Annotated in this window: 5 protein-coding genes; 2 read left to right on the forward strand and 3 right to left on the reverse strand. The window is 48.5% G+C overall.

Annotated features, from left to right (window positions below; all coding sequences use genetic code 11):
* Position 1 precedes the first annotated feature (1 nt).
* The 3 genes from M2133_RS12225 to M2133_RS12235 form a co-directional block, all read right to left on the reverse strand.
* Positions 2-4645 (reverse strand): translocation/assembly module TamB domain-containing protein, encoded by a 4644-nt coding sequence (locus M2133_RS12225; protein ID WP_277466428.1) that lies wholly within the window; start codon positions 4643-4645, stop codon positions 2-4.
* Positions 4646-4771: 126 nt separating this feature from the next.
* A complete protein-coding gene (locus tag M2133_RS12230; protein WP_277466429.1) occupies positions 4772-5941 on the reverse strand; it encodes an ATP-binding protein in 1170 nt (389 codons plus the stop codon).
* Between the two features lie 582 nt (positions 5942-6523).
* The gene (locus M2133_RS12235; RefSeq protein ID WP_277466430.1) at positions 6524-7177 is read right to left on the reverse strand and encodes a hypothetical protein; all 654 of its coding nucleotides are present in this window, start codon (positions 7175-7177) and stop codon (positions 6524-6526) included.
* 562 nt (positions 7178-7739) lie between these two features.
* Between M2133_RS12235 and M2133_RS12240 the strand changes: the two genes are divergently transcribed.
* Together M2133_RS12240 and M2133_RS12245 are read left to right on the forward strand one after the other, a co-directional pair.
* Complete coding sequence (locus M2133_RS12240) at positions 7740-10622, forward strand: glycoside hydrolase family 3 C-terminal domain-containing protein (RefSeq protein WP_277466431.1); 2883 nt, start codon at positions 7740-7742, stop codon at positions 10620-10622.
* A gap of 171 nt (positions 10623-10793) precedes the next feature.
* On the forward strand, positions 10794-12470 hold the full coding sequence (locus M2133_RS12245; protein WP_277466432.1) for a B12-binding domain-containing radical SAM protein: 1677 nt from the start codon (positions 10794-10796) through the stop codon (positions 12468-12470).
* Positions 12471-12514 lie beyond the last annotated feature (44 nt).

Genomic DNA, 12514 nt, shown 5'->3' on the forward strand with positions numbered 1-12514 from the left:
CTTATTCTGCTGTTTCATCATCACTCTTTTTATGGGGTTCAACTGCTTTGACATCTTCTACCGCTGATTTTTCTTCCACTGCTTCCTCTTCCATCGGTTGGACTTTCTTTTTCCGGAAATCAAACAATTCCCGCAGGCGTAAAACCTTTTTGCGCAGGACCAGGCCGACACCGGTTTGCACCACTTCGCCTTCCAGCATATCGTAATTGCGGTCGTAGAAGAATTTGACTGTCTTGGAACCGGCGGGATCCAAAAGATATTCCGCGGCGAAGTTATCGAGGAACGACTCGGTTTGCTGCTGGTTGTTCTCCATCGCCACCTTGCCGCCTACCGTCACCCGGATGCGGTCGTTATAGAAACGTTTGGAGAAGCTGAAAGTCAGGTCGCGCTGGGTCTGTCCTTCACTCTCGTACGTATCGAATCCCAGGTTGATATCGACTCCTTTAAGTACATCGCCGGCGATATTGTTTACCTCGCCCATCAGGAAGTTGCTGATCACGGCATCGACATTGACGCCTGCGCCGCCTTCCGTTCCCATGTAGGAACCGGTGATCATCATAAATACCGCCCAGCGGGTCCGCTCGTCATCACCCAGAGCCGCCAGTTCGGACATGGAGCGTTGGTCGTCGACCGCTTCGAGGATAAAGGCCATCCCCATATTATCCAACCGGTTCTGCACACTGATGCCGACATCGAAGTTCGACTTCCGCTGGTTACCGTCGCGCGTCACCGTCGCCCGCATCCGTTCGGTGGCCACCACATCGATCAAGGGATTCATGATCTCTCCGTCCCATTGCACGGAGCTTCCCTGGCGGATATTAAACTCCTTGAGCGGCACGACCGGCAACGAATATTTCACAATGCCTTCCGAGAAGGTATACCGCCCGTTCAACACCATATCGCCCTGCTTATTCATCTGGAAAGCCAGGTCGCCCCCGCCTTCCACCCGGACATAATTAGACTGGTCAGGCGTGAGATCGACGCGCACCTGCACGGTCGGGTCGATATGTAAGGCCATCAGCATATCGATTCCGGCAACGCCTGTCGGGCCCTGACTGCGCCGTTCACGGGTGAGCGTATCGGTGAACGAGGTGAAGGTCACCAGACCGTCCATCCGGTCTTGCACACTCAAGGGCGAATCGGTCAAGACGTACGTCAAATCCGTGCCGCCCAACAGGTGGGCGTCGCCCCTGACGACCAGGCCGGTGAAAGGCCCTTTGATTGTCGTATCGAAATTCATCAACAACCGGCCGTACACCAGGCTCTCTTTCGTGCGTTTGGCATCCAGTACCAGCATATTCCGGGCGGTCATCTTCAGGTCGGCCATCATGCGGGAGAGGTTGGAGATATCGATATGTCCGTCGATCACAAACGGGTTGTTGCCCGCCGAATAGATATTGTATTTATTGAAAGCGATCAGGCTCTTGTCGACGGTGATTTTCTTATTGTCGAAGCGCAGGCGTGTATCCGCCATACCCAGGTAGAGCGCGCTGCTGTCGAGTTGCATAAAGCCATTCAATACGGGCTTGTCGGTCGAGCCGGTGATCGCCACTTCGCCGTTCAATGCACCCTCCATCTTCGCCATATTGTCGGGGATAAACGGATTGACCATCGGCAATGGTAGTTCAGTGATATTCAATACCCCGTCCATCGTAGTCGCTTGCCGGCCCGTATGCAGGAGCGCATAGGCGGAACCGATCTCCGAACGGTCGCGATAGAGATGCACGTCGACCTGATGCTGCGCATTTTCCAACGGCAGATAGACCGCGTTGAGCATCATCTCCCCTACCCGCCCTTTCTCGTAGTAGAGATCATCCACATTGGCATCGGCGACCACCATAAAGCTCTCTTCGTCGGGTGCGTAACGCAGGTTGGCATTCAGTATTCCCTGCATATCAGGCAGGAGATTCAAGCCTTTCGAAAGGTTCGCCAGGTTCAGTTGTCCGATCTCCACCATCACCTCAGGATAAGGCTGGTCGGAAGACGCGGAATGAACCCAGAACGAGGCATTTTCCTTACCGGTCAGCCGTATATTCGCCTCGATATCGTTCATACTGCGGAAGCGGACGTAGTTGTCGGCATTCAAATCGAAAGTGTTGAAAGCGATAACCGGCCGTTCGGGGAAGAGGCTAAAGGTATATCCTTCGGTCTCTTTGATCGCCCGGACCCCCAAGCGCAATCCGGTCTCCTTATGCTGATTGTTGAAAGTCAGTTCGGCTTCTGCCATCCGGTGGTGTAACGCCCCTTTGAGCCCGGCGGTGAAGGGAAGCTGCTGGCGGTATTTGTTTTTGATCACATCGACACCGAACACCAATCCGGCGCTATCGGGACGAACCATCGCCCGGATCGTATCGATCAGGAAGGTATCGCGCGCAAAGGCATAGAGCGAGGCATCCATTGTTATTCCTTCCTCCGGCGAGGTGGAGGCATGCAAGTCGAGGTTTGTATAACTGATATAATTCCGCCGCAACAGGTTGTAGACCGGGTTCTCCCGTTTGGCCCGGATGGTCAGGTCCATATCCGGAAGCGCGGGCTGCAGGGCAGCGATATGTATCATCGAGTCGGTCGTCAGTTGCTGATCCAGTGCGTTGGCCACGGTATTGAACTGCTCCATCATCGTGTTCAGTCCCGCGTTACCGGTCAGGCTAATGCCCAAGTCGCCGGAGTGCAGGGATACCTGGGTGGCATCCTCATCGCTGCGGGCTTTCAATGTCAGTAGCTGTCGCCGCAGGCGGATATCGGGGGTCTGGATATCCCAGTTCCCGATCGTAACGTCCATCTGGTTTTTCTCTTTCCAGTCGCTCTTCAATTCAGCAAACAGGTTGAAGGTGGTGTTGAACGTACTATCCATCAGTTGCAGGCCCCGAAGATCAATCCGCTCGGCATCCAGGATAATCATGCCCGACACCTCGTCGCGGGTCAGTGAGCCGTCGACCATCAGGTTGGCTTTCAGGTTGGGGTTCGTACTGTTCATCTCCGCATGCGCCTGATTTTCTTTTAATGAGGCCGATAGGGTGAGGTGGGAAAGCGCGGTGTTGAGGTATTGCACGCTATCGACCGTAACCGCGATGTCCGTCCAGGTGGCAGGAGAGTAGAAGTCGGTGCCTTTGCCTTCCGCTTTCAGCGTAATATCGAGCCAGAGGATCGAGTCGGCCGGCATATAACGGATCGGTTCGAGGTGCCGGATCTGCATATCGGCCTGATAAGCTTCCGTCGCCAGGTGATAGTTGGCCGATAGTGCGATCTCCGCCTCCTGATCTGTCAGATTGATGGCCGCCTGGATCTGTTGATTCTGTAGGGAGGCTTCCCCCTTCAGGTACATATCGGAGGGGATATAGTATGCTTCTCTTTGCTCTTGAGGCAGATAAGCCATAATGAAATTCAAGTCTTCCGTAAGTGCATCCCATTGGATGTCCGCCGATCGGCGCACGCTGTCCATCACATATCCGACTTTACCTGCTCCGCTTATAGCCAGGGCACCGGGCAGTTCGGCAATCACCTGTTTGATCTCCAGCGATTCGAGTGTCCCTTCCGCCCAGGCGATCAATTGAAAGGGTTGCTCCGGCCAGGCCGTTTGTAAATCGGCAGGTAAATCCGGTGCGACGCGGAAGAGGTCGGACTTCCCTAAAGCGAGGGAGAGGCTTGCCTGCAGGGAATCTTTCGTGGCGGGTGTCTCGTCGGTCAGGCTCCAGGGGATTTGTGCCGCCAGCCGCGCCTGGGATGCTCCTGTCTCAACAAATAGTTCGGGGATAAGGATGCGCAGGCTGTCACTTTGAAGCTCACCCGATGCGGAGGTGATCGCCAGTCCCGACCGCTCCTCCAGGGAGAAATTGCGGATATCGGCTCCTATCTCTTTGTCTTGATACACGATGGACCGTATATCGGTATTCAGTTTGGAGATCGCGATATGGTTGGGATCGAGGCCTGCCAAGGGTTGCTCCGGATTTCTATCCAGCCGGAGATCGGAGTTGGCGATTTGAAATTCAGCCAGTGTATACCGGGAAATACCCAGATCGACCAAGCCGTTATTTGCTCCTACCTTGTCGATAAACGTATGTAGCCAGATCGAGTCGGCGGGCATAGAAAAGTATAATCCTATTTCTTGCAATTTAATGTCGCCCAGGCGGATCTTCCAGTTCATCGGGGCGGAAGTCGTATCCTGCTCCTGCGCGAGCGAATCGATCCGCAGACTGATATTGGCACCGGAGAGATTCAAGCGGTTGAGTGTCGCATATTCCTCTTTCAGGTGAATATAATCCGCCGTTGCCAACAATTCATGGATATCCCCTTTGATCTCCATGCCTTCCACAAAAGAACCGGTATTAATAGATGCCTCTTTGAGGCGAATCGACTCGACGGAGACAATTTTGCGCAAGAGCGGCAAAGGATTCACCCGCACGGCTATTTCACTCAGTGTCAACAGGGTATCCGTCGGAGACGTCTGCACCTCAATGCCTTTCACCGTCAGGTCTAACGGGAACGACAACCGGATCCGTTCCAGCCGGATCTGCATGCCGGAAGCCTCACCCGCCACCTCGGCCACCTTCTTCACCGCAAAGTTCTGAATCGGAGGAATATACAACAGAATAGCCAACAGCAATACCAGCCCGATGGGTATCAGGCAGATCATCACTATCCATTTCATCCATTTCTTTGCCGGTAGCATCTTCTTCCCTAAAATTTAATGACGCATTGTAGTCCTGTCTAAAGATAACGGATAAACTCCTTGTTTTGTTTGAAAGAAAGAAGAAAAAGTTGTATATCTTTGTTCTCAATAAAAAAAATTCTCCATATTCTTATAATTTATCAATTTTATATCGCTTACTGTATTCTCATACACTCCGGCATATACGATTGTCCTATTCTCAATCCTGTTTTCAAAGACTTTATTTATGACCTTCAGCCCTTTCTCAAATTCAGGATTGTATGTCTGTGCCGATTTGATTTCAATAGCATCAAAGTGATTACCCCGTTTTAATAATAAATCAACCTCATTTTGGTTGCTGTCGCGATAAAAGAACAAGTTACTCTCTTTACCTTTATTATAGCATTGTTTCAACGCTTCGACAACAATAAAGTTTTCAAACAAGTCGCCCCGTTTTCTGTCTCTTGATAATTGCTGAGGGTTTTCAATGCCCAGTAGGTAACAAGCTAATCCGGTATCCATGAAATAAAGCTTAGGTGTTTTGGTTAATCGTTTCGTCGTATTTTCAAAGTAAGGAGGAAGGATGGTGATCACATAAGAGGTCTGCAATACGGAAAGCCATGATTTTACCGTATTGACAGAAATGCCCACTTCGTTTGATAATTCAGAAGCATTAAACAAATTACCTACTCTGCCGGCACACAAGCGCAGAAAGGTTTGAAACTGCATCATATCTTTTATCTGTAATAAATCACGTACATCTCTTTCAAGATAGGTCTTTACATAATTTGGATACAGATACGCCGGTATATTTTTCCCAGCGTAAATAGCCGGATAAAAACCATCAAACAACAATTCATCCGGTGCCTTTTTGTCGGCTTGCTCCCTCACTTCGTTATATGACATAGGAAGCAGTTCAAAAATAGCGGTTCTGCCGGAAAGTGATTGAGTAATGCTCTTAAGCATAGAGAACTGCGAACTGCCCGATAAGATAAAGCGTTTATCCGGATTCTCATCTACCATTCCCTGAATATAGGAAAGTAATTCCGGTACATTTTGTACTTCATCCAGGACCATTCCCTGTGTGTCCTGACTCAGAAAAGCCATTGGATCATTGGCTGCAAAAATGCGGATATCCGGATTTTCCAAAGAATAATAGGGTAAATTTTCAAACAGAAGCCTGATTAATGTAGTTTTTCCAGATTGGCGAGGTCCCGTTATTGTGATCACCGGAAAATATTTCGCGGCCTCTTTCACCGCAGTCTCGATCTCTCTTTTTATAAATTTCGCTTTCATATTTTATGCAAATTTGCAGTTCAATTGCAAATTTACATAAAATAGTGACATGATAATGTAGTTTTTCGCAAGGCTTGCAAAATTCCGGTTCTCCGTGAAAGTAGCTTTCCGAAAACACCTATCTCAACATCATAAAACTTTGTGCCACTTGGCGAAACTTCGCGGTTAGATCAAAGAAGTATTTGAACTACAAAGTTTCACCAAGTGACACAAAATTTACTTTTATTAGATTGATCGTCTACATAGTCTTCAATGATCAGATTTTCTTCAAAACAATTACTCCAATTCCGTATCTTTATCCGCTGACGGCAAATAGTCTGTTGCCTTTTGGGATGAGATAACAGGATGACCCAATTGGGATTCTAGTTGTAGCCTTGCGGCTTTTGCTACGCTGCCTCTGCAGCAGCACGTATTTTCAACTGGTTACAATTTGTAACCGTTTCATTCCTTCCCATTTTTTTCGTTAGCAGCACGAAACTTCAAACCGTGACAATTTGTCACGGTTTCATCCCCCTTCCGCTTTTAGCCTTTGTTTGAGTTTACTCCAGTGTTTTCGTGGATCGCCACTACCCGCCCTTATTTCTACGTGATTTCTTCCATTCCGTTCCTTTCCGCCAATACATACACCTGATGGGTTTTGTTGCCTTTGCGGATGATAAGGCCTTCCTGTTCGAAAGCAGGCAGGTCTTTGTTGCTTTGGTAACGGGAGCAATTGGTGATCTCGGCGTATTTACGGATGCTGATGAAACCGTTCTTTTGCAGGTGTTTTAATAGCCGTTGCTTGCGGTAGACGATACCTGGGGTGGGCTGGTCGGGGCTGACTTCCATCAGCGACATATTCTGATTGATCTGTTTCAATAGGCGTTTGTTGGTCTTGAAATTGATCCGGTCGACCGTTAGTCGCGTGATGCCCTCTTTTTTTATGGTTTCTTCTCCGTCTGCTGCAATCTCTACTTTTTCTTCTTCGATATACTGGCTACGCAGCGAAAGGGAAAAGGTGCCGATACCATCCAATTCCACATGATAACCATCCGTCAGCGACCGGCGGATAAACCGGCCGGTGGCATCCAATACCGCTTTGATTTGCGCTGAATTAACACCCAATTCAAGCAAGTCGTCACATAAATCCGATAATCGGAAGGTTCCTTTACTGATCACTCTGCCATGCAATTGAGTGGCTGTTTCTTCACTTCCCGGAGCGGGTGGGTTCGGATAAACCCCAAACTTAATCTTCATAGTCTAATACATTTTCATAGTTCGTACTATCTCTTATTTTTTTCGCCCTTAATCTTGTGGCCGACCATTGTCGGTCAATTGGCTCAGTATGGTCAGCCATTTGGCTCAGCATGGTCGGCCAACTGGTTGAATATGGTCGGCCACAAGATTAAGGCTATAAATGTATAGATTTTCGCGGTAAAACAGACAAATCACTATCTTTATTTCTGCAAATCGAAGATAGGATGTCCTGCTTTTACTATACTTTGCCAGGCATTTCGGGAAAGAATACCGCGATCATCAGGATTTCAACAAACGGATCGCACGAATGAGATACGATCACAAGGGAACAGGCTAACACACGTAAAAGATCAATCCACCCGATTTACTCACGGGGGGCAACAGTTGTAGTTTTCATGGACTGGTAGTTAATAATTCAGGTGACGAAAATACGGAAATATTATTAGAATTATTCGCAAAATGATGGTATTAAGTTGTTTTTAATCCTGTAGTAAGTCTATTTTTCCCTTTTATTAATCCCCCGATTCGTACTTTGCTGAGGTTAATAATAATAGTATGACTTATGAAGAAACTTTTTAATGTAGTCTTTTTTTGTTTGCTGCTGGGGCTTTCGGCGCAGGCGCAGCAAAGTAAAATAGTATCTGTGGGGGCGTCTGTTAATATAGAGTCGGCTCCAGGTGTGTTTGATGGGAATGCTGAAACGTTTTGGTCTTTATCGGAAAAGGATTTAAAGAACGACCAGTGGCTGACATTCTCTTTGTTGCAACCTGGGGATGTGAAAGGCTTACTCATTTCTGCGGATGGGATATCCGGGGAGGAGTTGAAGGGGATATGTAATGTTTTTGTCACTTATGATCCGATGAACCCGGGTGAGCCGGTTATTACATCGGTTAAAGGGAAAGATGGACGGTTTACGATTTCTTTCCCTCCGAAATATGGCGCACATATTAAACTGGTTTTTAAAGGTAATCAGATAACAATTCCATTGAAAATTAAGGATATTGAGGTGGTTCCGGTTAAGGCTGATCATAAGAAAGAGGGAGTACGAACCAATCTGGCGTATATGGATCCGGAACTTCCTGTAGAAGAACGGGTAGAAAGTTTATTGGCTATTATGATTCCGGAGGATAAGATGGAACTGGTCAGAGAGGGCTGGGGAATACCGGGCATCCCGCATTTGAATGTGCCGGCTATTATGAAGGTAGAGGCTATTCATGGGTTCTCTTATGGAAGTGGAGCTACGATTTTTCCCCAATCCATCGGAATGGGTGCTTCCTGGAACAAAGAACTGACCGAAGAAGTGGCTATGGCAATAGCCGATGAGACGATCAGCGCGAATGCGAAACAAGCCTGGTCGCCCGTATTGGATGTGGCCCAGGATGCCCGTTGGGGAAGAAGCGAAGAGACATACGGGGAAGATCCTGTATTGGTGTCGCTGATCGGAGGCGCCTGGATCAAAGGATATCAATCGAAAGGCCTGTGGACTACACCCAAGCATTTCGGGGGGCATGGAGCGCCATTGGGCGGGCGTGACTCACATGATATCGGCCTTTCCGAAAGAGAGATGCGTGAGGTGCATCTGGTTCCTTTCCGCCATGTGATGCGTAATTATGATTGTCAGTCCATTATGATGGCTTATTCGGATTATATGGGGGTGCCGGTTGCTAAAAGTAAGGAACTATTGAAAGGTATTTTACGGGATGAATGGGGGTTTGATGGATTTATTGTCAGTGATTGTGGGGCGATTTCCAATCTGACCAGTAAGAAACATTATACGGCGCTTGATAAGATCGAAGCGGCTAATCAGGCGCTTGCGGCGGGAATTGCAACCAATTGTGGCGATACATACAATGATCCAGCAGTGATCGAAGCCGCAAAAAATGGTGAACTGAATATGGACAACCTGGATTATGTGTGCCGCACGATGTTGCGTACGATGTTCCGGGGTGGTTTATTTGAATATAATCCGTCGAAAGCCTTGGATTGGGATAAGGTTTATCCGGGTTGGAATACGCCGGAGCACCGTCGGTTGGCTCGCCGTGCTGCTGCGGAGTCGATTGTTTTATTGAAGAATAAAGAGAAGGTATTACCGCTGTCGGGTAATCTGCGTAAGATTGCCGTGATCGGTCCCGGAGCTGATGATCTGCAACCGGGCGATTATACTTCGAAGCCACGTCCGGGACAGTTGGTTTCTGTGCTTTCCGGGATAAAGGCCACAGTAGGAAAGAACACGCAGGTCCTCTATCAGAAGGGATGCGAATTTATCAATGATGATGCAAGCTATGATCCGGCCAAAGCGATGGAGACTGCCCGTAGCGCGGATGTGGTGGTGTTGGTTCTGGGCGACTGTTCCTCGAGCGAAGCCTTGACGGGTATCGAGCAGACCTCAGGCGAGAACAGAGATTATGCTTCCCTGATCCTGCCGGGCAACCAGCAGAAACTTCTTGAGGCTGTATGTGCAACGGGCAAACCGGTTGTTCTTGTTCTGCAGGTCGGTCGTCCGTATAACCTGAGTTATGCTTCCGAACATTGCCAGGCTATTCTGGTCAACTGGTTACCGGGCCAGGAGGGAGGCCATGCCACTGCCGATGTCTTGTTTGGCCAATATAATCCGGGCGGAAGACTGCCGATGACCTTCCCGCAGGATGTCGCCCAGCTTCCTTTATATTATAACTTCAAAACATCCGGGCGCAGATATGAATATGTAGATATGCCCTTTTATCCGCTCTACCCTTTTGGTTACGGATTGAGTTATACGACGTTTGAATATTCAAACCTACAGACTGATATTCTGTCGGATGGGAGTATTCATGTCCAGGCTTCGGTTACCAATACCGGTGATGTAGCCGGTGATGAGGTTGCCCAGTTGTACGTTACGGATATGTATGCCAGCGTAAAAACCCGGGTCATGGAACTAAAAGATTTCACCCGTTTGCATCTGAAGCCGGGAGAAACGAAAATGGTAGATTTTACCCTGACACCCTATCAATTATCTTTATTAAACGATCAAATGGACCGGGTTGTCGAAAAAGGGGAATTTAAGATTATGGTTGGAGGAAAGAGCCCGTCTTATGTAGCTACGGATAAAATTAAAGATAGTGTTGGCTTTGAAACTTCCCGGGAGGGTGTGGGTTGCACCATTGATTATCCGTACGCTTTTCATGCTGATTTTGACATAAAGATCGATGGGATAGAAACGAATTTGCTCCATAAGAAGAAGTCCGTATTTGTCTCTGTTAAAAATAACGGGAACCTGACGGATACCGGAAAGATAACATATTATATAGATGGAAAACAAACGGGTGATATACGGCATTATGAACTGGATTCCGGACAGGAAAAACAGATAGCGTTCGATCTGCCGGATACCGAGTATAAAAACCTGTTGTTTACAACGAAATATAAAAGTATAAATCGGGGAGGTCCCGAAAGTCAGGACCTATAATTCAATTTGACTTTTGATACTACCCTCAAGCAAGCTTGGATCTGCATTCGACTTTCACTATCTTTGTAGAAGATAGGATGCGCCTCAGCATATCTCAAGCAAGCTTGGATCTGCATTCGACTTTCACTATCTTTGATTCCATAAATGCAATTGAAGAGAGAGGATAGTCCGATGAAAACGATTCTTACAACGCTGAATGCGAAATATATCCATACTTCACTGGCCTTGCGTTGGTTGTATGTGGCCAATAAAGACCGGTTCGATCTCTCGTTCCGGGAATATACAATCAAAGAACGTACGGAGCGGATCGCGGAAGAGCTGTTAGCGCTGGAATGCGATGTCGTGGGCATCAGCGTGTCGATCTGGAATGTGCGGCAGACGCGGGAACTGGTTGTCGCCCTGAAGGAAGCCCGACCGGAACTGATTCTTATCGTCGGAGGACCGGAGGTGATGTATGAACCGGAGTTTTTTCTGGCGGACTGGCCGATCGATTATGTGATCGGTGGGGAAGGGGAGTTTGTATTGGGCGAACTCTTGGGAGCCATTCAAGAGGGACTCTCTACCGAGATCCGCGGTGTTTCTTCACGCGGGCATATCGATCATACAATCGTACAGGCGGATATTGAAAAGCTGGCACTCCTGCCTTCGCCTTTTCAATTGGAGGAGGACGAGATAGACCGGCCGCACCGGATGGTCTATTTCGAGACGTCGCGCGGCTGTCCTTACCAATGCCAGTATTGCCTTTCTTCGTTGGAAAAGGGGGTGCGTTATTTCCCGCAAGCGTATATCTTTCAAAACCTGAAATACCTGATCGAACACGGTGCGCGGCAGATCAAGTTCCTCGACCGGACGTTTAACCTGAACCGGGAACATACGGAGGGTGTTTTTCAATTCCTGATCGCCAACCACCGGACGGGCCTGAGTTGCCAGTTCGAGGTCTATGCCGATCTGTTGCACGATGCGTTGATCGACTACCTGAACACCGCACTGCCCACCGGTTTTTTTCGTTTTGAGATCGGTATCCAGTCGACTTACGAGCCTACGAACCGGGCGGTTCGACGCAAGCAAAACTTTGAATTACTGGCCCGGAATATCCGGCGCATCATGGACGGCGGACGGATCGATCTACATCTGGATCTGATTGCCGGCTTGCCGTATGAGTCGTTCGACCGCTTTCGCCAGTCGTTTAATGAGGTGTTTGCATTGGGAGCCAAAGAGGTGCAACTGGGATTCCTGAAAATGCTTCGCGGCACCAATCTGCGACGCGATGCCGACCGGTATGGCTATGTGTATCAGGCGGAGGCGCCTTATGAGATTGTCTGTAACGCGGATATCAGCGCTGCCGAGTTGGCGCGTATCCATCAGGCGGAGCAGATGCTGGATAAATATTGGAACAGTGGTCGTTTCCGGCAGACGATGGCTGTGGTTTTCGCCGACCATTACGCCGGGCGCTACTTCGAATTCTTCGATGAATTGGGCGTTTTTTACCATTCCAACAACTATCCGTACCACGGCTATCAGTTGGAAGACCTTTTCCGTTTCCTGTATCATTTCCTGCAATCGAAAGCTATCGACCTCTTGCTGCCCTTGCGCCGTGACTTCTACAGCCACTTCAGCCGCCGTCCCAAAGGCTTCTGGCCGGAGCTCTTAGATAAGAAAAAACGTAAACAACTGCTTTACGCCATCGCCCAGGATCAGGCATTCCTGCAAGAGCATAAACTCAACCGCGAAATCATCGAAAAACATACCGCCATCGACCCCTCCCCGAACGGAGGCTATTGGCTAACCTGCTTCCTGACCGAAGGGAATAGGGAATTGTATATAGAATGGCTTGGTGTAATGAAATAATATTATTAAATTTGTACATTATGATGTATGCAAAATGTAATCAC

This window comes from Parabacteroides sp. PF5-6 (assembly GCF_029504695.1).
Taxonomy (GTDB): Bacteria; Bacteroidota; Bacteroidia; order Bacteroidales; family Tannerellaceae; genus QVMG01.

Bases quoted from the DNA above. Each gene is read 5' to 3' on its own strand.
- M2133_RS12225 (WP_277466428.1), bottom strand. From the start codon at position 4,645: ATGAAATGGATAGTGATGATCTGCCTGATACCCATCGGGCTGGTATTG.
- M2133_RS12230 (WP_277466429.1), bottom strand. From the start codon at position 5,941: ATGAAAGCGAAATTTATAAAAAGAGAGATCGAGACTGCGGTGAAAGAG.
- M2133_RS12235 (WP_277466430.1), bottom strand. From the start codon at position 7,177: ATGAAGATTAAGTTTGGGGTTTATCCGAACCCACCCGCTCCGGGAAGT.
- M2133_RS12240 (WP_277466431.1), top strand. From the start codon at position 7,740: ATGAAGAAACTTTTTAATGTAGTCTTTTTTTGTTTGCTGCTGGGGCTT.
- M2133_RS12245 (WP_277466432.1), top strand. From the start codon at position 10,794: ATGAAAACGATTCTTACAACGCTGAATGCGAAATATATCCATACTTCA.